The following is a 23273-nucleotide window of genomic DNA, read 5'->3' on the forward strand; positions in this document are numbered from 1 at the left end:
TAAGCGCTGGTCTGGCGCAGCTCACGGTTCTGGCGCGCGGGCGCCTTGATCCGCTCGCGCTCATCCGTCGTTGGTCCCGGCTACACGCTCTGCTAGCTCGCAAGCCTCAGGCAAGCGCGCTGTTCTCTTTGTCATAACGGCTCCGTCCTCTCACAGGATGGGCCTCCGGCAATTCCGGCAGGGTTCATCCGGAATTTGTTTCGTTTCCGGCCGTACTCCTCCCGCCCTCAGACCCTCTTCGTCATTGCGAACGGAGTGAGGCAATCTACCCCTCGACGGATGGTTCGCCTCGCCCGCGGCTCGCAAGAGTGGAAAGGTTCCGAGACGAGTCGTGCATTGCTCCCCCCGGCTCTTATGGACGAGGCGAAGAGGTCTTGCATTCCAGCGCACTTCTCCTGCAAGCACGATCCACCGCACCAGCAGAGCCCCTCGTTCTCCGTGTCCCGCGAAACGCTCGGCCTCATCCTCGGCTTCATCGGGGTCTGCATCTTCGCAGGCACGCTTCCCTTCACGCGGCTCGCGATCGAGACGTTGAGCCCTTGGTTCATCAGCGCCGGACGGGCCGCACTCGCCGGCCTTCTCGCGGGCGCGACGCTTCTCGTTCTCAGGCGCCCTGTGCCGCAGCCCAAGGATGTTGGAGCGCTCGTCCTCTCCGCGCTGTGCCTTGTCGCCGGGTTTCCGGTTCTGACGGCACTGGCGATGGAGACCGTGCCCGCCTCCCATCGCGGGGTCGTGCTCGGGATCCTGCCGCTCTCCACGGCGCTTATCAGCGTTCTTCTGGCGGGCGAGCGGCCGCGGCCGGCCTTCTGGATCGCAGCCGTGGCGGGAGCCGCGCTCGTCACGGCCTTCGCCCTGCGAGAAGGGGAAGGAGGTCTGCAACTCGGGGACCTGTACCTCCTCGGAGCCGTCCTGAGTTCGTCCCTCGGCTACGTGGTCTCGGGGAAGCTCACCCAGAGCGGACTGGCGGGCTGGGAGGTGATCTCCTGGATCTTGGTCGTGTCGCTTCCGGTCACCGCACCTTTGGCGGTGTGGCTCTTCCCCGAGCACCCGGCGGCCGTTCCCGCGCTGCACTGGTTCGCCTTGCTCTACGTCAGCCTCATGAGCCAGTATATCGGCTTCTTCGCCTGGAACGCGGGCCTGGCGATCGGCGGCATCGCGCGCGTGAGCCAGGTGCAGCTGCTTCAGACATTCCTGACCCTGGCCATCGCCGCACTCCTGAACCGGGAGCCCATCGAGCCTGTGACCTGGGCCGTCGCGGCGATGGTGCTCATGCTCGTTCTCATCGCGCGTCGAACCGCATCCGCCAAACCCGCCGGAGGACGCCCCTTGTCCCGAGAGGGAGTATGATATAAAGATATGTTTATATCTACGTAGGAGGTGGGATGGCTGCTCCGTCGCTCGGCGAAATGCTCGGGATTCTCCGCGCCGCAGCCGAGGAAACTCGCCTGCGCATCCTGGCCCTTCTCGGCGAGGGGGAGCTGACCGTCTCCGACCTCACGGACATTCTCGGGCAGTCTCAGCCCCGCATCTCCCGCCACCTGAAGCTTCTCGTGGAAGCCGGCCTGGTCGAGCGGCACCGGGAGGGCGCCTGGGCCTTCTTCCACCTGACCGAGCACGGGCCGGCCATCGCCGTCCTGAAATCGCTTCTCGAGACGCTCGACCGGTCCGACCCGCAGTTGCTCGATGACCGTGCCCGACTCGCGGCGGTCAGAGCGCAGCGCGCGCAGGTGGCGCAAGCCTTCTTTGCGCGGCTGGCGGCCGACTGGGATCGCATTCGCTCGCTCCACGCCCCGGAAGCGGCCGTCGAGGCAGCGATCCTCGATGCTCTCGGGGACCAGCCGATCCGCAATTTCATCGATCTCGGGACCGGGACGGGGCGCATGCTGCAGCTCGTCGCGCCGCTGGCCTCGCGGATCGTCGGCCTCGATGCGAGCCACGCGATGCTGTCCGTGGCACGGGCTAATCTCGAACGGGTGGGCCTGTCACGGGCCGAGCTTCGGCAGGGCGATATCTACGCTCCGCCTTTCCCGCGCGACAGCTTCGATGTCGCTCTGATCCATCAGGTTCTGCACTATCTCGACGACCCGGCGCGGGCGATCCGCGAGGCTGCGAGGCTTACGGCGCCCGGAGGCCGCATTCTCGTGGTCGACTTCGCCCCCCACCGCCTCGAATTCCTCCGGGAGGCACAGGCGCATCGGCGGCTCGGTTTTGCCCGCGAGCAGGTCGCGGCCTGGCTCGACGAGGCAGGAATCGAGTGCACGCTCGTGCGCGAGCTGGCGCCGCCACGGAAAGGCGACGACCAGCTGACCGTTTCACTCTGGCTCGGACAGGATCGCCGGATCCGTACCGACTGGCCCCTCAAGCAGCAGGATCGGGAGGTAGCCTGATGGCTCCGGTTGGATTCCGTCTCAGTCGCCAGGGCACCTGCCCGATCAAGGTCTCCTTCGAGTTCTTCCCGCCGAAGACGCCCGAGATGGAGGCGACGCTCTGGTCGTCCATCGAGAGACTGGCGCCGCTCTCACCGCAATTCGTTTCCGTAACCTATGGCGCCGGTGGCTCGACCCGTGAGCGGACGCACGCGACGGTGGCTCGCATCATTCAGGAGACGCCTCTGAAGCCGGCGGCCCACCTGACCTGCGTTGCCGCAGATCGCACCGAGATCGACGGGGTGATCCGATCGTACTGGGAGGCGGGTGTCCGGCACATCGTTGCGTTGCGCGGAGATCCTGTCGAGGGGCCGGGATCGGTCTACAGGCCTCATCCCGGCGGCTACGAGCAAACCTGCGATCTCGTCGCCGGGATCAAACGGCTGGGCGATTTCGAGGTCTCGGTCTCGGCTTATCCCGAGAAGCACCCGGAGGCTGCAAGCCTCGATGCCGACATAGACGCCCTGAAGTCGAAGGTGGATTGCGGCGCGGACCGCGCTATCACGCAGTTCTTCTTCGACAACGACGTGTATTTCCGCTATCTCGACCGCGTGCGTGCCCGGGGCATCTCGATCCCGATCGTGCCGGGCATCTTACCCGTCCAGAATTTCCGCCAGGCCGCGAACTTTGCTTCCAAGACGGGCGCCAGCATGCCGGACTGGCTGGCTGCGCGCTTCGACGGGCTCGAAAACGACGTGGAAACACGTCGCCTCATTGCTGCGGCCGTTGCCGCCGAACAGGTGATCGACCTCGTCGATCGCGGCATCAGCGAATTCCACTTCTACACGATGAATCGTGCGGACCTCGTCTACGCGATCTGTCGTCTTCTCGGGCTGCGGGCGCCGGCTGCGCCGGAGCCCCAGATGGTTGCAGCCTGAGTGCGTTTTGAAGCGATCCAACCCACAGGGGAGAATGGTGATGTATGAGGGATCCCGGCTCCCCATCGACGGCGCAGAAGTTCGTGCGGCGCTGCATGCGCTCGCGACCGAACGCATCCTGCTGCTCGACGGCGCGATGGGTACCGAGATCCAGCGCCTCAATCTCGGTGAAGAAGACTTTCGCGGAACGCGGTTTCGCGATGCAAGCCGCGATCTCAAAGGAAACAACGATCTCCTCAACCTGACGCAGCCCGAGACGGTACGGCAGATCCATCTATCGTATTTCCGCGCCGGAGCCGATATCGTCGAAACCAATACCTTCTCGGGCACGTCGATCGCGCAGGCCGATTACGAACTCGAGTCGATCGTCTATGATCTCAATCGTGAGGGAGCGCGCCTGGCACGCGAGGCCGCGAGTCTCGCGCAAGCCGAGGATGGCCGCCGCCGGTTCGTGGCGGGCGCCGTCGGCCCGACCAACCGCACCCTGTCGATCTCTCCGGATGTCAACAATCCGGGCTATCGTGCCGTCACCTTCGACGCCGTCCGTGACGCCTATATCGAGCAGGTGAGGGGACTCGTCGATGGTGGTGCCGAGATCATCCTGATCGAAACGATCTTCGATACCCTCAATGCGAAGGCGGCGATCGTTGCGGCACAGCGCGTGTTCGCGGAGTGCGGCATCCGCCTCCCGATCATGATCTCCGGAACGATCACGGATCTTTCGGGCCGCACCCTGTCGGGACAGACGCCGACCGCGTTCTGGCATTCCGTGCGGCATGCCGAGCCGGTCTCGATCGGACTTAACTGCGCCCTCGGTGCGCGCGAGATGCGTGCTCATATCGAGGAGATCTCGAAGGCCGCCAACACGCTCGTCTGCGCCTATCCAAATGCCGGCCTGCCGAACGAGTTCGGCCTCTACGACGAAAGCCCTGAGGCTACGGCGGGCATGCTCGCCGAATTCGCCGATGCAGGTTTCGTCAATGTAGTTGGAGGCTGTTGCGGTACCACGCCCGATCACATCCGCGCCATCAGGGATGCTGTTTCGGGCAAGGCGCCACGGCAGGTCCCGAAGATCGAGCCGATGATGCGGCTCGCCGGCCTGGAGCCCTTCGTCCTGACGCCCGACATTCCCTTCGTGAATGTCGGCGAGCGCACGAACGTCACCGGCTCGGCCAAGTTCCGCAAGCTCGTCACCAACGGTGACTTTGCAGCGGCGCTCGATGTGGCGCGCGACCAGGTCGTGAACGGTGCACAGATCATCGACGTCAACATGGACGAGGGTTTGCTCGATTCCGAGCGCGCCATGGTGGAGTTCCTCAACCTCGTCGCCTCGGAACCCGATATCTCGCGGGTTCCCGTGATGGTCGATTCTTCCAAGTTCTCGGTGATCGAGGCCGGCCTGAAATGCATTCAGGGCAAGGCGGTCGTGAACTCGATCTCGATGAAGGAGGGTGTGGAGCGGTTCAAGGCGGACGCTGCGATCTGCCGGTCCTATGGAGCCGCCGTGGTGGTCATGGCCTTCGACGAGGAGGGGCAGGCCGACACCATCGAGCGCAAGGTCGGGATCTGCACGCGCGCCTATCGAATCCTGACGCAGGAAGTGGGTTTCCCGCCCGAGGACATCATCTTCGATCCGAACATCTTCGCGGTCGCAACCGGGATCGAGGAGCATGCCGGCTATGGCGTCGCTTATATCGAGGCGACCCGTCGGATCCGCGAAACCCTCCCGCACGTGCACGTGTCGGGCGGCGTGTCGAACCTTTCCTTCTCGTTCCGGGGCAATGAGCCCGTGCGAGAGGCGATGCATTCCGTGTTCCTGTTCCACGCCATTCATGCGGGAATGGACATGGGCATCGTGAATGCGGGCCAGCTTGCCGTCTATGACGAGATCCCGCCCGATCTCCGGGAACTCTGCGAGGACGTCGTCCTCAACCGGCGCGAGGACGCGACGGAGCGCCTGCTCGAGGCGGCGCCGCGGTTCAAGGGTGGGAGCGGTCCCGCTGCGGTGGCCGACCTCGAATGGCGCAAGGCGGCCGTCGAGCAGCGGATCGAGCATGCCCTCGTCAACGGGATCACGGAATACATCATCAGTGACGTCGAGGAGGCGCGGCTCGCCGCCACCCGGCCGCTCGACGTCATCGAAGGCCCGCTCATGGCCGGAATGAACGTCGTCGGCGATCTGTTCGGCTCGGGAAAGATGTTCCTGCCTCAGGTCGTCAAATCGGCGCGCGTGATGAAGCAGGCGGTCGCCTATCTCGAGCCGTTCATGGAGGCCGAGAAGCAGGCTACCGGTGGCGGCAAGCGCTCTGCTGCCGGAAAGATCCTGATGGCGACCGTGAAGGGCGACGTGCACGATATCGGCAAGAACATCGTCGGCGTCGTGCTCGCCTGCAACAATTACGAGGTCATCGATCTCGGCGTGATGGTTCCGGCGCAGAAGATCATGGCGACGGCCCGCGCCGAGAATGTCGATATCATCGGGCTCTCGGGCCTCATTACGCCGTCCCTCGAGGAGATGGCGCATGTGGCTGGAGAGATGGAGCGCGAAGGTTTCGACCTGCCGTTGCTCATTGGGGGCGCCACGACGAGCCGCGTGCACACCGCAGTGAAGATCCATCCGAAATACGAACGCGGACAGGCCGTCTATGTCGCGGATGCCAGCCGTGCGGTCGGCGTCGTTTCCGCGCTCCTATCTCGCGAGGCAAAGGACGCCTATATCGAGACCGTGAAGGCCGAGTACCGCCGGGTGGCCGATGCGCATGCACGGTCCGAGCGCGAGAAGCAGCGTCTGCCACTCGAGAAGGCGCAGGCGAACCGGTTCGCGATCGACTGGCCGGGCTATACGCCGCCAAAGCCGACCTTCACGGGCACCCGCGTTTTCCGCTCCTATGACGTCGCGGAGCTGGTGCCGTATATCGACTGGACGCCCTTCTTCCAGACGTGGGAACTCAAGGGACGCTTCCCGGCAATCCTGGACGATCCGGAGCAGGGTCCGGTTGCGAGACAGCTCTATGAGGATGCGCAGGCGATGCTGTCGCGTCTCGTTGAGGAGCGCTGGTTCAACCCGAAGGCGGTCATCGGCTTCTGGCCTGCGAATGCGGTCGGTGACGATATCCGTCTCTTTACAGGCGAAAGCCGGCGTGAGGAGTTGGCAACCTTCCATGGCTTGCGTCAGCAGCTTTCGAAGCGGGATGGGCGGCCAAACCTCTGCCTGTCGGATTTCGTCGCCCCCAATGAGACTGGGCTCGCCGACTATATCGGTGGCTTCGTAGTGACGGCCGGCATCGAGGAGGTTCGCATCGCCGAGCGATTCGAGCGCGCCAACGACGATTTCGGATCCATTCTCGTCAAGGCTCTTGCCGATCGCATCGCCGAAGCCTTTGCGGAACGCATGCACGAGCGTGTCCGCAAGGAGTTCTGGGGCTACGCACCCGACGAGGCATGCTCGGCAGAGGATCTCCTCCGGGAGGAATATCGCGGCATTCGGCCGGCGCCCGGATACCCGGCCCAGCCCGACCATACCGAGAAGGACACGCTGTTCCGTCTCCTGGAGGCGGAGCGCCGCATCGGGGTCAGGCTCACAGAATCCTTCGCGATGTGGCCGGGTTCGTCAGTGTCGGGCCTCTATCTCGCCCATCCGGACGCGCATTATTTCGGGGTCGCCAAGGTGGAGCGCGATCAGGTCGAGGCCTACGCCGAGCGCAAGGGCATGGCGATCGAGGAGGTGGAGCGCTGGCTCGCGCCGATCCTGAACTATGATCCGGCATCCTATTCCGTGATCGCAGCCGAGTAGCGGGACAGACCGGAAGACACCTGCTCTGCGCCGGAAGCTAGCGTGCTCGACCGGAGTCCCGAGCGAACTATGACACGCTCGGGGTTCCGCCCGCGAGGACCTGCGCAGCCCAAGGGCGGTCGATGTTCGCGCCGCTCAGGATGACGCCGGCCTTGCGGCCCTTCAGGTTCTCCCGCTCCTGCGCCAGGGCTGCGAGGGCGAGAGCACCCGCGCCTTCGGCGAGGTTATGCGTATCCTCGTGATAGGTTCGGATCGCCTCCGCGATGGCCTCCTCGGGAACCTCCAGGATCCGTGCCGCGCCGGCCCTGATGATCGCGAGGGCATGCTCGTCCGGAACGCGCACGGCAGCGCCGTCCGCGAATGTCGAGACCTCGTTGACCGGAACGACTCGTCCGGCATCGTAGGATAGCCGATAGGCGTTCGCCCGTTGCGGTACCACACCGACGATGTCCGTCTTCAACCCGAGGAGATCGCGAGTCCGGATGAGGCCGCAGATGCCGGACCCGAGCCCGATGGGCGCATAGACGACATCGAGTTCAGGCGCGGCCTGGAAGAGCTCAAGGGCATAGGTGGCGACGCCCCTCACGAGATCACGATGGAAGGACGGGACGAATTCGAAATCGCGTTGCTCGGCGAGCATGGCCGCATGCTGCTTTGCATCGTCGAAATCGCGCCCATGCTCGACAAGCTCGGCCCCGAAGGCCCGCATCGCGGTATTCTTCTCGGCCGAATTGCCGTAAGGCACAACGATCGTGACAGGCAGGTCGAATTGGCGACCTGCCAGCGCGAGGCTCTGCCCGTGATTACCCCGGGTCGCGCTGATCACGCCCTTTGCCCCGGCGCGTTCCCGCTTCAGTCGGTCCAGGTAGACGAGGCCGCCGCGCAGCTTGAAGGCGCCGATCGGGGTATGATTCTCATGCTTCACCACGACCTCACACCCGAACCGCTGCGCCAGGAGCGGCCATGAATATTGGGGAGTCGCCGGCATGATCGAATGGACCAGACGCGTGGCTCGTTCCAGATCGTCACGGCTGAACATGAGAGGTCTCCTGGCGCTCGGTCATGGCCTGCAGAATTGCTGACGGCCAGTGATGAAGAGCGGAAGAGAGGTTGGCAACATCAGTCTGCCGGACTTGTTCGAAAATGGGGCCGCCCCGCCGCTTGATCAGAGACTGCACGAACGGCTAATTTCGTCGAGCCGGTCCGGAATGGTCGAGCCAGTGCCGTTTCGGATCATTGAACCCAGCGCTCGTCGAACGCATTGACGTGGGGGACGCGGCCGGCGCGCCATGCGAACGCATCTGGGTTGCGCCACCCCTTTCCCGCATGAGCCTCACGCGTCTCGAGTGCTGGTCGAGGGAGCTGTTGATGCCGCTTCACCCAGATCGTCTGTTCCCGGCCGATCCTGCGACCCGTGCCGTTGCACGCCGCCTCTACGAGCATGTCCAGGGTCTCCCGATCGTGTCGCCGCACGGTCATACCGACCCGCGATGGTATGCGGAGGACGAAGCCTTTTCGGATCCCGCCCGGCTGTTCGTGGTGCCGGATCATTACATCTTCCGCATGCTCTACAGCCAGGGCGTTCCCCTGGAGGATCTCGGCATCCGCCGTCGCGACGGCAGTCCCGTCGAGACCGACGGACGAACGATCTGGCGCCGCTTCGCCGAGCATTACTACCTGTTTCGCGGCACGCCGACGCGGCTATGGCTCGATCACGCGTTTGCGACCCTGTTCGGTCTCGACCAGCGTCTCGCTCCAGAAACCGCCGATCTCTTCTACGATACGATCGCTGAGGCGCTTGCCAGACCCGAGTACCGACCCCGGGCGCTGTTCGACCGCTTCAACATCGAGGTCATTGCCACGACGGAAAGCCCACTCGACGACTTGCACTGGCATCGGATGATCCGTGAATCCGGATGGCCGGGTCGCGTGATCACGGCCTATCGCCCGGATCCGGTCGTCGACCCCGAGTTCGAGGGCTTTCGCGACAATGTCGCTCGCTTCGGCGAGATCACGGGAGAGGACACCTCGACCTGGAGCGGCTATCTCGCCGCGCACCGCGCCCGCCGGGCCTACTTCAAGAGCTTCGGTGCGACCTCGACAGATCACGGCCATCCCACGGCCCGCACGGCCGATCTCCCGCAACCCGCGGCGGAGGCCCTGTTCCAGCGCGTGACCCGAGGGCATCCTTCGGCCGAGGATACCGAACTCTTTCGGGCGCAGATGCTGACCGAGATGGCGCGCATGAGTCTCGAGGATGGACTGGTGCTGCAGATCCATCCCGGCTCGCTCCGTAATCACAACCGATCGCTCTTCGAGACTTTCGGCCGAGACATGGGTGCGGACATTCCGACTGCGACGGATTATGTCCGGGCGCTCAAGCCTCTGCTCGATCGCTTCGGCAACGAGCGGGATCTGACGGTCATCCTCTTCACGCTCAACGAAACAACCTACAGCCGTGAGCTTGCGCCGCTTGCGGGCCACTATCCCTGCCTGCGGCTCGGGCCGGCCTGGTGGTTCTATGATTCTCCCGAGGGGATGCGGCGCTTCCGCGAACTTACGACGGAGACGGCCGGCTTCTACAACACCGTCGGGTTCAACGACGATACGCGCGCCTTCCCGTCGATCCCGGCCCGCCACGATGTCGCCCGCCGGGTCGATTGCGCCTACCTCGCCGAACTCGTGACCACTCATCGCCTTGACGAGGACGAGGCCCACGAGGTTGCTTACGACCTCGCCTATCGGTTGGCCAAGGAGGCTTACCGGCTCTGACGGGAACCGATTCCGTGAGGGCGAGAGGCGCTGGCTTTCGTCCGGAACATCAATCCCTGCGCAGGGCCTCGATCGGATCGAGGCGCGCAGCGCGCCTCGCGGGATAGAAGCCGAAGAAGATCCCGACCAGCGCGGAGAACCCGACCGCCAGGGCGATCGCCTCCGGGCGCACGATGGCAGGCCAGCCGGCCGCGGACGCGACCAGTCTCGCTGCGCCGACTCCGAGCAGCACGCCGGTGGCCCCGCCGATCGTCGCGAGGGTGGTCGCCTCGATCAGGAATTGATTCAGAATATCGCGGGGGCGTGCACCGACCGCAAGGCGCAGGCCGATCTCGCGCGTGCGTTCGGTCACGGAGACCAGCATGATGTTCATGATGCCGATGCCGCCGACGAGCAGCGACACGGCCGCGATAGCAGCCAAGAGGAGCGAGAGCGCATTCGCTGAGGCAGTCGCCGTGTTCGCGACCTCGGTGAGGTTGCGGATCGAGAAGTCGTCCTCCTGGTCCGGCGCGATGCGATGCCGCTGCCGCAACAGGGCGGAGATCCGTTCAATTCCCGGCTGGATATCGACCTCTTGCTCGAATTTCACGAAGATCGAACCAACCGACCCGTCTTTCGCGTAGTTGCGGCCGAGCACACGCCGGCGCCCCGTTATCAGAGGAACGAAGATCGCGTCGTCCTGATCCTGCCCAAAGGCCGTCTGCCCCTTCGGCGCCATCACGCCGATGACCCGAAACGGTACGTTGCGCACGCGGATCGTCTGTCCGAGCGGATCGTCGTTCCCGAACAGGTTCTGCGCGACTGTTCGGCCGAGAATGACGGCGATGTCGCCGCGGCGCAGCTCCTCGGGATCGAAGGTGCGCCCGGACTCCACATCCCACTCGCGCGCAACGAACCAGTCGAGGTCGACCGCGTAGACGGATGTCCACCAATTGCTGCCGTTCATTACGACCTGGGAGCCTCCGCGGATGAACGGGGCCGCTGCCGTGACCCCTTCGATCTCCCTGCGGATAAGCTCTCCATCTTCGTCGGTCAGGCTCGACGCCGCGCCAGCCCCGAGACGTACGGCACCTTGATTGACGTTGCCCGGCGTGACGACGACCAGATTGGCACCGAGGGAGCGGATCTGCCGATCGACGAGATCGCGCGCGCCTGAGCCGATCGCGACCATCGCGATGACGGCTGCCACGCCGATCATGATGCCGAGCATCGTCAGCGCACTGCGCAGGGCATTGGACGAGATCGAGAGCAGCGCCGACCGGAATGCCTCCTCGAATCTCATGAGGCCCTTCCGTTTGCGTGCTGCTTGCGGCCATTATCAGAGCTGTGGATTTCTCTTGATGAGCGCGGCGTATTCCCAACCATCCGGACGCTTCGCGTCCGACCTCTCCCATCGAGGGAGAGGCGGCGCTTCACCTCTCCCTCGATGGGAGAGGTCGCCCCGAAGGGGCGGGTGAGGGTGGCGGCGCCGACATCGGGAGTCATGCAGCAACTCCCTGCATGAGCAACTCGAGCGTCCTTCCTGCATCCGCGGGCTCCTGATCGCGGTCGTCGACCACGCGCCCATCCCGGAAGCGCACCACACGCCTTGCGTGTCGCGCGACCTCCGGATCATGCGTCACGAGGACGATGGTCATGCCCTCGCGATTCAGATCCTGGAACAGTCCGAGGATCTCGAGCGCCGTGCGGCTATCGAGGGCTCCGGTCGGTTCGTCTGCAAGGAGCAGGCTCGGATGGTTGACGAGCGCCCGCGCGATCGCCACGCGCTGCTGCTGACCACCGGAGAGTTGCAGCGGGCGGTGATGGGCGCGTTCCGCGAGGCCCACCCGGGACAGGGCCTGCATCGCCTGATCGCGACGCCGGCGTCTGTTGATGCCGGCATACACCATCGGGAGCTCGACATTCGCGACTGCATCCATGCGCGGCAGCAGATTGAACTGCTGGAAGACGAAGCCGATCGCCCGGTTGCGCAGAGTCGCCAGGCCATCGGCGTCGAGAGACTGCACCTCTGAGCCATCGAGCGTGTAGCGGCCGCTCGACGGCCGGTCGAGGCAGCCGATGAGATTCATGAAAGTGGACTTGCCGGACCCCGAAGGTCCCATGACGGCAACGAATTCTCCCGCGTCGATCCGGAGGGAGACAGCCTGGAGGGCCATGACACTGCCGCCGTCGAGGAGGTAGACGCGGCTCAGGGCATCCGTTTCGATCAGCGCCATCCGGACCTCAGAACATCCGCGGACCGCGCGGCCGCGCGCCCGGGGAGGAGGCGTTCCGGTCGGATGCGGCGGCCGCGGATGGCCGGGGGCCACCGCCCACGATGACGCCGGCTCCCTCCGCAAGATCTCCGCCGACAATCTCGGTCGTGGATCCGTCGGTGATGCCCAGGCGCACGGGAATCACTTTCGGCTCGCCGTTCTCGCCGAGCACGTAGACCTGCCCGGGCTGGCCGTCTCCGATCACATCCATCTGGCTTCTGCCCGCCGCCGCGCGGCCAAAAGGTCGGAAGCGCAGGGCGGCATTCTGCACGCGCAGCACGTCCGGCCGCTCATCCGTCACGATCTGCACGTTCGCCGTCATTCCGGGCAGGAGCGCGAGGTCTGCATTGTCCACGTTGATGACGGCCGTGTAGGTCACGACGTTCTGTACCGTTTCCGAGCCCAGCCGAACCATGCGCACCTTGCCCGAGAATGTGCGGCTCGGATAAGCGCTGACGGTGAACGTTACCGGCTGATCGGGCTTGATCTGTCCGACATCGGCCTCGTCGATGCTTGCGTAGATGTCGATCCGGCGTAGGTCCTGGGCGATCGTGAACAGGGTCGGCGCCGAAAGGGATGCCGCGACCGTCTGGCCGAGTTCCACCTCCCGCTTCACCACGACCCCGTCGACGGGCGAGCGGATTTCAGTCCGGGTAAGATCGATCTCGACGTCCCTGAGTTTTGCTTCGCGCTGGAGGATAGCGGCCTCGGCAGAGGCGACCTGCGCTTCCGCTAACGCGAGATCCGCCCGCAGGCCGGCTATTTCCGCCTCGTTCGATGCGATCTGGGCTTCGGCAGAAGCGACCCCTGCCTTCATGACATCGCGCTGGGTGGTTGCCTGCTCGACGGCCGTCGGTGTTCCCACCTGACGCGAGGCGAGATCCGAGACGCGCTCCAATGTTCGCTCGGCATCGGCGGACTGCGCCAGAGCGCGATCCCGCTGCGCGATTTGATCGAGCCGGGCCGCCTCCGCCTTCCGGAGAGAGGCCTTCGCGCGCTCGACCTGGGCCCGTCTCATGGCGAGGTCTGCTCGCGCCTGGTCGAGATCGGCCCGCGCCGCGTCGCGCCGCGATCGGATCTGATCGGAGAAAAGGCGCGCCACGACCTGCCCGGCTTTCACGGGCGTGTTGAAATCCACAAGCACTTCCACGACCTGTCCGGACAGCTGCGAACCGACGAGGATCGTGTTGACCGGGTTGAGGGTACCGGTGGCTCGTACGGTTGCAACGAGCGGCCCGCGCTCCACGCGGGCCAGACGATAGGGCGCCACGGCGGCCGAACCGTCGCCCCAGAACTGGAGGTAGCTCCCAGCAGCACCGACCGCCGCCAACACGACGACGATCCACAACCAAGCCCGCCGCACGTCGTTATCACCCCTCGAGGCGCATGCCTCCGACAGCCGGACTTTGGCGCATCCGAGGCTCGGCGGCGAGTTAACTCTTTGTCATGCGACGGTAAGGCCCGCTGCTCCTCCGCGGCTGCGGGCGGCGATCAGATCCCGCAGAGTGGTGATCGTCGAGGCATCCGCGACGCCATCGACGCGCGCCGGCCGGAAATGTCGCTGAAAGGCCGTCACGACGTTCTCCGTGTCCTCGTCGAATACACCCGTGATCCGCAGTCCATAGCCGTACATCGCGAACATGGCCTGCAACGCCTCGACGGGCATGCCCTGATCGCCGCGGCTGAAGAAGCGGCCGTCCCGGATGGGCGCGGGCGGAATCCAGTGCCCGACCCCGGCCTCGGAGAGGCGCTGCCACGGAAAACCCTCGCCAGGATCCTGCTTGCGGCCCGGCGCGACATCGGAATGCGCCAGAACCCTTTGGGGAGGGATGCGCCAGCGCTCCATGATGTCACGGCACAAAACAATGACCGCTTCGATCTGAGCGTCCGGGAAGGGTGGGAGGCCGCCAGGATGACCTGGATGTGCGATCTCGATGCCGATCGATCGGGAGTTGATATCGCGGTCTCCGTCCCATGCGGAGACTCCGGCATGCCAGGCGCGCCGTATTTCCGGAACGAGTTGCAGGACCCGGCCATCCTCGAACACGAAGTAGTGCGCGGAGACCTGAGAAATCGGATTGCAGAGCCATTGGAGAGCTTCGCCGCTATCCGGCATGCCGGTGTAGTGCAGCAGCAGGATGTCGGGCACGCACCCGTCCCGGCGCTCCCCGTGATTGGGTGACGGAAAGACCTTTGTCGCCACCGGGCTGTCCGGTGTCAGCCTCTCACTCATTCGGCTTTCACGACGTGGCGAGCCGACCGCGCGAGTCGACACCCGAGCCGGTTTGCGGGCTCATCAGAGGCCTCGCTCTTGTGCGACCCGCTCCCAGGCGGCATTGATCGCGGCAAGCCGGTCCGTGGCGATCCGGACGGCCTCCTGGGGGAGACCGCGCGCGATCTCGCGGTCGGGATGAATCTCGGAAACGAGCCGACGGTAATGGCGCTTCAGGTCCTCGTCGCTCATGCTTCGGTCCGCACCAAGCGCGAGATAGGGATCATCGACGAGCCGGACGTGATGGGCCGCAATCCGGTCGAAGTTCCGATCGTCAAAGCCGAACTCGGTCGCGACCGATTTCAGATAGGCAAACTCCGCCTCGTGCACGGCGCCGTCAGCCTTTGCGATATGGAACAATCCCTCGAGCACGTCTTCGAGGAGGGCTGGTTCATCCCGGAACAGCGCGCCGATCTGGCGTGCATAGGCCTCGAAGCCGTCACTGGTGCTCTTGGCGATGTCGAAGAGACGCTTGACATTCTCATGCTCGCCTGGCGGCACGTCCACGATGCGCTCGAACGCCTCGACCTCGCGCTTCACGACGACGCCGTCGGACTTCGCCATCTTGGCCGCGAGGGCAACGAGCCCCGTCGTGAAGACGACATCACGCGGAGGCGCTCCGAAAATGGCTCCCTCGCGATCGACCAGCATATGGCCGGCCAACCCGCCGAGCAGGGCGCCGAGGGGGCCACCCAAGGCGAGTCCGATTCCGGCGCCTCCGAGCTTGCCCCAAATCGAATGATTCATGACCCAGTCCTAATCGGAATGGGCCCCACATGAAAAGGGCCGGATCAAGCCCGGCCCTCGCTCAACCGACTGCGGAGATCAGCGGCAGTAAATATTGCCGTAACGGTCGCGATATGTGCCGTATGGGCAGGGGTTGCGCGGGGCCGTAGCGGCGCCCACGATCGCGCCGCCGGCTGCACCGATTGCACCACCTGCGAGCGCTCCGCCCGCGCGACCGGTCGCAGCGCCACCGATTGCAGCACCGGCAAGCCCGCCGACGGCGGCGCCGCCGAGAGCACGTTCCTCGGGCGTGTAGCAGGCCGTCATCGACAGCGTGAGTACGCCGGCGGCAATGGCAGTCGCGATCTTCTTCATCGGAACATCCCTCTCTAAGTGGCGGGCTGTCGGCCACTCAGCCCTCATAGCTTGACCTTACGATTGCGCCAACTCCTACACGCAGGAAGGGTTCCATCCCGCTAGGGGAGTTCTGGGGGCTCGCCAAGAAAGGATTCGGGGGCTTGCCCCTCTTCGAGAGCGGCCCGAAGCGCATGTTGCACCATGCGGGCCGATCATCCCCAGGCGAGAATGAATTCACCGGGCGTCAGGGGACGTAAACCGGAGCGCGGCTCTTGACGGGGGCTTGCCTCGCCCTCCACATCGGGTCGTCAGCCGGCCGGGCGGCCGCTCCGGGCGCATGCCCGGGGAGGAAAGTCCGGGCTCCATGGAGATGCGGTGCCGGATAACATCCGGCGGGGGAAACCCCAGGGACAGTGCCACAGAAAGCAGACCGCCGCGGCCTCGGCCGCGGCAAGGGTGAAAGGGTGCGGTAAGAGCGCACCGCGGACGCAGTAATGCGGACGGCACGGTAAACCCCACCGGGAGCAAAACCGAATAGGGATGACAGGCGTTCGCGCCAGGCCCATTTCCAGGCTGGTCATCCGGGTTGGTTGCTTGAGGCGATCGGTGACGATCGTCCCAGAGGAATGGCCGCCACGTCCGAGGCTTGCCTCGGACCCTACAGAACCCGGCTTACAGGCCGGCTGACGTTTTCATCATGGTTACGATCATCGCTCCATCGGATTTTGGTGGAGCGTTCGCGCCTGCGATTTGCAAGGGCATAGCGAATCCGAGGACTTTTCGATCCAGTGCTCTTCGCGTCCATGACACCTGCACGCCCGAGCGGTCGTCTGATTCACGATTATGCAGAATTCCGGCGCTGGAGCTTGTGTCTCGTCGGGCTCGTTTCGACCCGACATGGCTCGGTCGCGGTCTCCTCGCCGCACCCGCTTCCGAACCGGCGATTACTGTCCGTTAACCCTAAACAAGTCTCATGGCACGTGAGCTGCCCTGGGTGCTCGCCCGCCCGATTCCGTTGACGACCATATCCTCCCATGATATCCCAAATCATCCCGTCGAGGGCTGCATCCGACCAGAGAGTTGGACGTGCGTGGGGCTACAGCGCGTCCGACTGCAGGAGAGGAGCGTACGCACTCGCGACGGGAGACGGTGGGCATCAAGAACCCACCGAGGGGCTGACAATCAGAGGTTTGCAGGTCGCGGGCGATGGACCGCTTCGTGTCCAATTTCACCAACCGGTTGGACTCGAAGGGGCGCGTCTCCATTCCCGCTCAGTTCCGGGCCGTTCTCGCCCGGGATGGGTTCGAGGGGCTGTATGTTCATCCGGCGCTCGATGCGCCGGCTCTCGATGCGGGTGGCAACAGGCTTCTGAGCGAGATCGATGCGTTTTTGTCGACGCTATCGCCCTATTCGGACGAGCGGGATCAGCTGTCGACGGCATTGTTCGGAACCAGCGAAATCCTGAAGGTCGATCCGGAAGGGCGGGTCATCCTCACGGATGCAGTGAAGAGTCACGCTGGGATCACGGACGCAGTAACGTTCGTCGGGCTCGGGAACAAGTTTCAGATCTGGGAGCCGGAGCGCTTCCGTGCGCACCTGGAGGCGGCGCGTGCGAAAGTGCGGGATCTCAAGAACTCACTTGGCAGACGGCCCATGGAGTCGCGCGTGACAGAGCATATCCCGCCAGGAGCGCGGGAACGGTGAAGGGTCGCGGCGACGGCCGAGCCGGAGCCGCTGGCGGACCGACCCGTCACGTTCCCGTGCTCCTGGGGGACGTATGCGAGACGCTCGCCATCGATCGCGGCGGCGTTTTCGTCGACGGCACATTCGGTGCGGGCGGCTACACCAGCGCCATTCTTTCGGCAAATGCAGCCAACCATGTTGTCGCCATCGATCGCGATCCCGATGCGATTGCGGCCGGCGCCGCCATGGTCGACGCGAGCGGCGGGCGCCTGCGTCTCCTCCATGGGCGCTTCGGCCAATTGGCGGCGTTGCTTGAGGCCAAAGGAATCGACACCGTCGATGGCGTCGTTCTCGACATCGGCGTCTCCTCCATGCAGCTCGACGAGGCGAGCCGCGGTTTCTCGTTCCGTCAAGACGGACCGCTCGATATGCGCATGGAGCGCGAAGGCGTGAGCGCTGCGGACATCGTGAACGAGGCATCCGAGGCCGAACTCGCGGATATCTTCTTTCATTTCGGCGAGGAGCGCCGTGCCCGGGCGATCGCGCGCGCGATCATCGAGGCGCGCCGCCGCTCGAAATTCACCTCGACGCGGGAACTCGCGGATCTCGTCGCGACGCTCGTCCGCCAGGAACCCGGTGTGCATCCGGCAACACGGGTGTTCCAGGCTTTGCGGATTGCGGTCAATGACGAGCTCGGCGAGCTCGTGCGTGCGCTTCAAGCCGCCGAGGAAGCTCTCGCGCCCGGCGGTCGGCTGGTCGTGGTCACGTTTCACTCGCTCGAGGACCGGATCGTGAAGCAGTTCTTCGCCCTGCGCACCGGACGCGCCGGCGGGGCATCCCGGCATCTCCCATCCGGGACTTCGATTCCCCCGAGCTTCAACGCAATCACCCGCGGGGCCATGAAGCCCGGTCCTGAGGAAATCGCATCGAATCCGCGATCGCGTTCCGCAAAGCTCCGTGCGGGCGAGCGGACGACGGCCCCCGCACATCCACCGACAGAAGCGCTGACGCTCCTCGGCACTCTGCCGCGCACGGCCGACCGGGGGAGGGCACGCCGATGATGCGATTCTTTCATCTCGCGGCGATCTCGGCTCTGATCGCATCGGCGGGCTACGCATACTCGATCAAATATGAGACTCTGTACGAGGCGGAGCTCGTGGCCGATCTGAAAACCAAGCTGCAACGGGAGCGCGATGCGATCGCCGTGCTTCGTGCCGAGTGGCAGCATCTCAACCGGCCGGATCGTCTGCAGGCGTTCGTGCAGGATCATCTCGATCTCCAGCCCGTCAATGTCCATCAATTGGCGCGTTTCTCGGATCTTCCGAATCGCCCCCCGCGCGAAGACAGCATCGCGCAGAAACTCGAAGCCCTCGGCATCTTCGGGGCGACGGCCACTCCGAAGGACGGTCGCCAGAGCGACGCACGCACACCCTCCACTCAAACGCCCAAACGGTGAAGCCCGTGCTGCACGCGCGCCCCGAAGATCTCGAGAAAAGCGCCGGCATCGTCATCCGGCGTCATCCACTCCAGCCGCTCCGCGAACTCTTCCGGCTGCGCATGGACAAGAGCACGGCTCGCGTCGGAGTCGTTACGCTCGCTTTCACGGCTTTGTTCGGATTGATCGCGGGCCGCCTCGTGATGCTCGCGGTGACGAGCGACAATGTGAGCGAGACCCGTCGCGCGACGGCGTCCGAAATCTCGTCTGCGCGGCCCGACATCGTCGATCGCAACGGCGAGATCCTCGCCACCGACGTGAAGACAGTCTCCGTCTTCGCGGAGCCGCGCAATATCGTCGATAAGGATGAGGCCGTCGAACTCCTCACGGCAGTCCTGCCGGATCTGAACGCCAGCGAGTTGCGGGAGAAGCTCGGGACGAAGAAGGGCTTCGTCTGGGTCAAGCGGGAGATCACGCCACGGCAGCAGGCCGAGGTGCATCGTCTCGGCATTCCAGGCGTCGGCTTTCTGCCCGAGAACAAGCGCGTCTATCCAAACGCCCAGGTCGCTGCTCACGTGCTCGGCTTCGCCAATATCGACAATGTCGGCATCGCCGGGATGGAGAAATACATCGACGGGCAGGGTCTTCAGGATCTCAACGGCGCCGGCTTCAACCTGAAGGCCGAGGATCTGAAGCCAGTCGAACTCTCGCTCGACCTTCGCGTCCAGCACATCATGCGCGACGAGCTCGTGAAGGCGATGCAGAAATACAAGGCGAAAGCCGCCGCGGGAGCCATCGTCGACGTCAATACCGGCGAGGTGATCAGCCTCGTTTCGCTGCCGGATTTCGATCCCAACAATCCCGTCGACGCCCTCGAGAAGGACCGGATCAACCGGATCAATGTCGGCGTCTACGAAATGGGATCGACCTTCAAGGCCATCACGACCGCGATGGCGCTCGATTCGGGAAAGTTCACGATCAACTCGACGCTCGATGCGCGCTCCGGGCTGCGCTACGGCAAGTTCACGATCGGCGATTACCACGGAACCCACCGCATCCTGACGGTGCCGGAGGTCTTCATCCATTCCTCCAACATCGGCACCGCTCGCATGGCGCTCGGCATCGGCGTCGATGGCCACAAGGCCTTCCTGAAGAAGATGGGCCAGCTCGATCGCCTCCGGACCGAGCTGCCCGAGAATGCGGAGCCGCTCGTCCCTCCGCGGTGGGGCGAACTGAACACCGTGACCATCGCCTTCGGGCACGGAATCGCGGTCGCTCCCCTCCAGGCCGTCATGGCGACGGCGGCCCTGGTGAATGGCGGCTGGCTCATCAAGCCCACCTTCCTGAAGCGCACCGAAGTGGAGGCGCGCGAGGACGCCGTCCGGGTCATCAAGCCGGAAACCAGCGAAGCCATGCGCTACGTGATGCGGCTCAATGCGGAGAGAGGCTCGGCGACCCGCGCGGCGATCGCAGGTTTCTACGTGGGCGGGAAGACAGGCACGGCCGAGAAGGTTATCGGGGGGCGCTACAGCAAGAACAAGCTGCTGACGACCTTCATGGCGATCTCACCCTCCGACAAGCCGCGCTATCTCATCCTCACCATCCTCGACGAGCCGCAGGGCCTGCCGGAGACCTACGGCTTTGCGACCTCGGGCTGGAATGCTGCGCCGACGACCGGGAACATCATCGAGCGCGCCGCGCCTCTCCTCGGGATCCCGCCGCGCTTCGAGCCGCCGACCAACGCATTTCCGCTGATGACGAAGCTCGGCGCCTGGGGCACGCGATGACGCGGGCGATGATGCTGGCCGATCTCTTCCCGGAGGCGCGGGGCACTGCCTGCGGCAGCATGACCGTGTCCGGACTCGCATTCGACAGCCGGAAGGTCGGACAGGGCAATGTCTTCGTCGCGATTCCGGGCGCCAAGGCCGACGGTCTTGCCTTCGCGGCCCAGGCTGCGCGCACCGGCGCCGCGGCGGTCATCGGGGAAGCGGATGCGGCTCCGGCGGATCTTGCTGTCCCGTACCTGCATGTTTCCGACGTGCGCCGCGCCCTCTCGCTGGCGGCCGCACGCTGGTACGTGGATCAGCCCGAGCACGTTGTGGCTGTGACCGGCACGAGCGGAAAGAGTTCTGTGGCGGATTTCACGCGCCAGCTCTTCGCTGCCCTGGGCTCTTCCGCCGCGAGCATCGGAACCCTCGGGGTCATCACCTCCAAGGGCGGAGCCTATGGATCCCTCACGACACCGGATCCGCTCACGCTCCACGAGACTCTGAGCCGGCTGGCCGAAGAGGGAATCACGCGTCTCGCCATGGAGGCGTCGTCGCACGGCATCGAGCAGCGCAGGCTCGACGGGGTGAGGCTCTCGGCGGCGGCTTTCACCAATCTCGGCCGCGACCATCTCGATTACCACGGCACGCCGGAAGCCTACCTTGCGGCGAAGCTTCGGCTCTTCGAGACCCTGCTCCCGCAGGGAGCCTCGGCAGTCATCAATGTCGACGGTGCTGAGGCTCGCGCCTTCATCGATGCCGCCCGCCGCCGGGACGCCCTGGTGCTGACGACAGGGAGGGGCGGCGAGACGCTGAAACTCGTCGCGGCCGCTCCCGTTGGCTTCGAGCAGCACCTCACCGTGCTGGCCGGGGGGCACCGAACCGAGGTGCGCCTGCCGCTTGCGGGCTCGTTTCAGGTCGAGAATGCCCTCGTTGCGGCGGGCTTGGTGCTGGCGATCGAAGGGATGGGGCGCTCGGAGGAGGTCCTTGCAGCCATTTCGCACCTCAAGGGCGTTTCGGGGCGCCTCGAGCGGGTCGGCGAAGTGAACGGGGCCCTTTGCGTCGTCGACTATGCCCACAAGCCGGACGCGCTCGACCATGCCCTGCAAGCCCTGCGCCCCTTCGTAACCGGGCGTCTCGTCTGCATTTTCGGCTGCGGCGGCGACCGCGACCGTGGCAAACGTCCAATCATGGGCCGGATCGCGGTCACGAAGGCCGATCGAGTCATCGTGACGGACGACAATCCCCGCTCCGAGGACCCGGCGGCGATCCGGGCAGAGATCCTCGCGGAGGCTCCCGGCGCAATCGAGATCGGAGACCGCCGGGAGGCCATCGCGCGGGCCGTTTCCGACCTGAGGCCGGGAGATGTGCTCGTGGTCGCAGGCAAAGGCCACGAAACCGGCCAGATCGTCGGCGACCGGACGCTGCCGTTCTCGGACCAGGGCGAGATCCGGGCGGCGATTGCACGGAGTACCGCATGAATCCCCTTTGGACACGACACGAGATCGCCCAGGCGACGGGCGGGCGGTTCATCGGTGACGTCCCCGGCGTGACGGGGGTTTCGATCGACACGCGGACGCTCGAGCCCGGCGATCTGTTCTTCGCCATCCGGGGAGACGTGCAAGATGGCCATGATTTCGTCCCGGCCGCGCTGAGCCGTGGGGCCGCAGCGGCCGTCGTCTCGGAAGAGCGAGCGTCCGAGTTCGCCGAGGCCGGTCCGCTCCTCGTCGTGAGCGACGTTCTGCGGTCCCTGGAACTGCTTGGGGTCGCTTCCCGTGCCCGCTCATCCGCCCGGATCGTGGCGGTCACGGGCTCGGTAGGAAAGACGAGCACGAAGGAGGCCCTTCGGCTTGCTCTGATGCCGCAAGGGGTAACCCATGCCTCGGTGGCCTCGTACAACAATCACTGGGGCGTGCCCCTGACGCTATCGCGCATGCCGCGGGAGACCGGCTACGGCGTCTTCGAGATTGGGATGAACCACCCCGGCGAGATCCTGCCTCTGACGGCGATGGTCCGGCCGCATGTGGCGCTCGTCACGAATGTCGAGCCGGTGCACATCCAATATTTCCGGTCGGTTTCCGCCATTGCGGATGCCAAGGGCGAGATCTTCGCCGGGCTCGAGCCCGGCGGGACCGCGGTCGTGAACCGGGACAATCCTCACTGGGAGCGGCTTCGCGCCCATGCCTTCGCGTCCAGTGCCGGTCGCATCGTCACCTTCGGGGAGCACGAGACCGCCGACGTCCGCGCCGAGCGCATCATCGTCAAATCCGACACCAGCATCGTCGACGCGCTGGTCTTCGGGCAGCGCGTCACCTACAGGCTCGGAACTCCGGGCCGGCATATCGCGATCAATTCGCTCGGTGTGCTCGCGGCTGTCCATGCGCTCGGGGCGGATCTCGCCATTGCGACCCTCGCGCTCGCGGAAGCGTCCGCTCCGGCTGGGAGGGGTGAGCGCACACGGCTCTCCCTCGGCTCTGGTGATGCGCTTCTGATCGACGAGAGCTATAACGCCAACCCGGCCTCGGTAAGGGCAGCACTCGCCACTCTAGGCTCTGCGGAAACGGGGAGGCGGGGTCGCCGGATTGCAGTTTTGGGAGACATGCTGGAACTCGGCCCTGAAGGCGCAGCGCTCCACCGCGCCCTCGCCGAGCCGATCGAAGCGCATGAGATCGATCTCGTCTTCACGGCGGGATCTCTCATGCAGGAGTTGTTCACGGCACTGCCCCGGAGCCGGCGTGGCGAACATGCCCCGACAGCGGCCGACCTCGCGAAAACCATCGTGCAGGCAATACGGCCCGGCGACGTCGTCATGGTGAAGGGCTCCAACAGCACGCGCATGTCAACCATCATCAAGGCGCTCAAGGAAGCCAGCAGCACCGACCACGCGGTCGTTGCGGCGGAAGGATAATC

Annotated in this window: 18 protein-coding genes and 1 other RNA gene; 12 read left to right on the forward strand and 7 right to left on the reverse strand. The window is 65.2% G+C overall.

Annotated elements, in window-relative coordinates; genetic code table 11:
• The first annotated feature begins 438 nt into the window (after positions 1-438).
• The 4 genes from BN1233_RS08545 to metH are packed head-to-tail and all read left to right on the forward strand — an operon-like array spanning position 439 to position 7097.
• A complete protein-coding gene (locus BN1233_RS08545) occupies positions 439-1347 on the forward strand; it encodes a DMT family transporter (protein ID WP_046863242.1) in 909 nt (302 codons plus the stop codon).
• 35 nt (positions 1348-1382) lie between these two features.
• Positions 1383-2387 carry an ArsR/SmtB family transcription factor gene (locus BN1233_RS08550; protein WP_046863025.1) on the forward strand — a complete coding sequence of 335 codons (1005 nt, stop codon included), beginning with the start codon at positions 1383-1385 and terminating at the stop codon, positions 2385-2387.
• Positions 2387-3304, forward strand: coding sequence for a methylenetetrahydrofolate reductase [NAD(P)H] (gene metF, locus BN1233_RS08555; protein WP_046863026.1), 918 nt, complete (start codon positions 2387-2389; stop codon positions 3302-3304). Before BN1233_RS08550 ends, metF begins: the two co-directional genes overlap by 1 nt.
• A 40-nt stretch (positions 3305-3344) precedes the next feature.
• Positions 3345-7097, forward strand: coding sequence for a methionine synthase (gene metH / locus BN1233_RS08560; RefSeq protein ID WP_147707054.1), 3753 nt, complete (start codon positions 3345-3347; stop codon positions 7095-7097).
• 67 nt (positions 7098-7164) lie between these two features.
• On the opposite strand, the gene BN1233_RS08565 is transcribed toward metH, so the two are convergent.
• Positions 7165-8136, reverse strand: a complete 972-nt coding sequence (locus tag BN1233_RS08565; protein ID WP_046863028.1) for a threonine dehydratase — start codon at positions 8134-8136, stop codon at positions 7165-7167.
• A gap of 329 nt (positions 8137-8465) precedes the next feature.
• On the opposite strand from BN1233_RS08565, the gene uxaC reads away from it, so the two are divergent.
• The gene (uxaC, locus tag BN1233_RS08570; protein WP_046863029.1) at positions 8466-9869 is read left to right on the forward strand and encodes a glucuronate isomerase; all 1404 of its coding nucleotides are present in this window, start codon (positions 8466-8468) and stop codon (positions 9867-9869) included.
• Positions 9870-9918: 49 nt separating this feature from the next.
• Here uxaC and BN1233_RS08575 read toward each other — a convergent pair whose 3' ends face one another.
• The 6 genes from BN1233_RS08575 to BN1233_RS08600 all read right to left on the reverse strand — a co-directional run bounded on the left by BN1233_RS08575 (position 9919) and on the right by BN1233_RS08600 (position 15497).
• Complete coding sequence (locus BN1233_RS08575) at positions 9919-11151, reverse strand: ABC transporter permease (RefSeq protein ID WP_046863030.1); 1233 nt, start codon at positions 11149-11151, stop codon at positions 9919-9921.
• A gap of 199 nt (positions 11152-11350) precedes the next feature.
• Positions 11351-12085: an ABC transporter ATP-binding protein gene (locus BN1233_RS08580; protein ID WP_046863031.1), complete on the reverse strand. Its 735-nt coding sequence runs from the start codon at positions 12083-12085 to the stop codon at positions 11351-11353.
• Positions 12086-12092: 7 nt separating this feature from the next.
• On the reverse strand, positions 12093-13457 hold the full coding sequence (locus BN1233_RS08585; RefSeq protein WP_147707056.1) for an efflux RND transporter periplasmic adaptor subunit: 1365 nt from the start codon (positions 13455-13457) through the stop codon (positions 12093-12095).
• A gap of 111 nt (positions 13458-13568) precedes the next feature.
• Positions 13569-14357: an N-acetylmuramoyl-L-alanine amidase gene (locus BN1233_RS08590; RefSeq protein WP_046863033.1), complete on the reverse strand. Its 789-nt coding sequence runs from the start codon at positions 14355-14357 to the stop codon at positions 13569-13571.
• A gap of 63 nt (positions 14358-14420) precedes the next feature.
• Entirely contained in the window at positions 14421-15143 is a 723-nt protein-coding gene (locus BN1233_RS08595; protein WP_046863034.1) for a molecular chaperone DjiA, read from the reverse strand.
• A gap of 78 nt (positions 15144-15221) precedes the next feature.
• Entirely contained in the window at positions 15222-15497 is a 276-nt protein-coding gene (locus BN1233_RS08600) for a hypothetical protein (RefSeq protein ID WP_046863035.1), read from the reverse strand.
• A 290-nt stretch (positions 15498-15787) separates the two neighbouring features.
• Between BN1233_RS08600 and rnpB the strand changes: the two genes are divergently transcribed.
• The 7 genes from rnpB (at position 15788) to BN1233_RS08630 (ending at position 23271) form a co-directional block, all read left to right on the forward strand.
• Positions 15788-16170: RNase P RNA component class A (gene rnpB, locus BN1233_RS42710), an RNA gene on the forward strand.
• A gap of 515 nt (positions 16171-16685) precedes the next feature.
• Entirely contained in the window at positions 16686-17183 is a 498-nt protein-coding gene (gene mraZ, locus BN1233_RS08605) for a division/cell wall cluster transcriptional repressor MraZ (protein WP_046863036.1), read from the forward strand.
• A complete protein-coding gene (gene rsmH, locus BN1233_RS08610; protein ID WP_046863037.1) occupies positions 17180-18223 on the forward strand; it encodes a 16S rRNA (cytosine(1402)-N(4))-methyltransferase RsmH in 1044 nt (347 codons plus the stop codon). The genes mraZ and rsmH overlap by 4 nt, the downstream gene beginning before the upstream one ends.
• Positions 18220-18618 carry a cell division protein FtsL gene (gene ftsL, locus BN1233_RS08615; protein WP_046863038.1) on the forward strand — a complete coding sequence of 133 codons (399 nt, stop codon included), beginning with the start codon at positions 18220-18222 and terminating at the stop codon, positions 18616-18618. Before rsmH ends, ftsL begins: the two co-directional genes overlap by 4 nt.
• A gap of 5 nt (positions 18619-18623) precedes the next feature.
• Positions 18624-20384, forward strand: a complete 1761-nt coding sequence (locus BN1233_RS08620; protein ID WP_052763741.1) for a peptidoglycan D,D-transpeptidase FtsI family protein — start codon at positions 18624-18626, stop codon at positions 20382-20384.
• A complete protein-coding gene (locus tag BN1233_RS08625; RefSeq protein ID WP_046863039.1) occupies positions 20381-21844 on the forward strand; it encodes a UDP-N-acetylmuramoyl-L-alanyl-D-glutamate--2,6-diaminopimelate ligase in 1464 nt (487 codons plus the stop codon). Before BN1233_RS08620 ends, BN1233_RS08625 begins: the two co-directional genes overlap by 4 nt.
• A complete protein-coding gene (locus tag BN1233_RS08630) occupies positions 21841-23271 on the forward strand; it encodes a UDP-N-acetylmuramoylalanyl-D-glutamyl-2,6-diaminopimelate--D-alanyl-D-alanine ligase (protein WP_046863040.1) in 1431 nt (476 codons plus the stop codon). Before BN1233_RS08625 ends, BN1233_RS08630 begins: the two co-directional genes overlap by 4 nt.
• The last annotated feature ends 2 nt before the right edge of the window (positions 23272-23273 follow it).

This window comes from Microvirga massiliensis, assembly GCF_001006805.1.
In the GTDB taxonomy this organism is placed as follows: Bacteria; Pseudomonadota; Alphaproteobacteria; order Rhizobiales; family Beijerinckiaceae; genus Microvirga; species Microvirga massiliensis.

What these genes read in the sequence shown, in the direction of transcription:
- BN1233_RS08550 (WP_046863025.1), top strand. Translation starts at nt 1,383, where the DNA reads ATGGCTGCTCCGTCGCTCGGCGAAATGCTCGGGATTCTCCGCGCCGCA.
- metF (WP_046863026.1), top strand. Translation starts at nt 2,387, where the DNA reads ATGGCTCCGGTTGGATTCCGTCTCAGTCGCCAGGGCACCTGCCCGATC.
- metH (WP_147707054.1), top strand. Translation starts at nt 3,345, where the DNA reads ATGTATGAGGGATCCCGGCTCCCCATCGACGGCGCAGAAGTTCGTGCG.
- BN1233_RS08565 (WP_046863028.1), bottom strand. Translation starts at nt 8,136, where the DNA reads ATGTTCAGCCGTGACGATCTGGAACGAGCCACGCGTCTGGTCCATTCG.
- uxaC (WP_046863029.1), top strand. Translation starts at nt 8,466, where the DNA reads ATGCCGCTTCACCCAGATCGTCTGTTCCCGGCCGATCCTGCGACCCGT.
- BN1233_RS08575 (WP_046863030.1), bottom strand. Translation starts at nt 11,151, where the DNA reads ATGAGATTCGAGGAGGCATTCCGGTCGGCGCTGCTCTCGATCTCGTCC.
- BN1233_RS08580 (WP_046863031.1), bottom strand. Translation starts at nt 12,085, where the DNA reads ATGGCGCTGATCGAAACGGATGCCCTGAGCCGCGTCTACCTCCTCGAC.
- BN1233_RS08590 (WP_046863033.1), bottom strand. Translation starts at nt 14,357, where the DNA reads ATGAGTGAGAGGCTGACACCGGACAGCCCGGTGGCGACAAAGGTCTTT.
- BN1233_RS08595 (WP_046863034.1), bottom strand. Translation starts at nt 15,143, where the DNA reads ATGAATCATTCGATTTGGGGCAAGCTCGGAGGCGCCGGAATCGGACTC.
- BN1233_RS08600 (WP_046863035.1), bottom strand. Translation starts at nt 15,497, where the DNA reads ATGAAGAAGATCGCGACTGCCATTGCCGCCGGCGTACTCACGCTGTCG.
- mraZ (WP_046863036.1), top strand. Translation starts at nt 16,686, where the DNA reads ATGGACCGCTTCGTGTCCAATTTCACCAACCGGTTGGACTCGAAGGGG.
- ftsL (WP_046863038.1), top strand. Translation starts at nt 18,220, where the DNA reads ATGATGCGATTCTTTCATCTCGCGGCGATCTCGGCTCTGATCGCATCG.
- BN1233_RS08625 (WP_046863039.1), top strand. Translation starts at nt 20,381, where the DNA reads ATGACGCGGGCGATGATGCTGGCCGATCTCTTCCCGGAGGCGCGGGGC.
- BN1233_RS08630 (WP_046863040.1), top strand. Translation starts at nt 21,841, where the DNA reads ATGAATCCCCTTTGGACACGACACGAGATCGCCCAGGCGACGGGCGGG.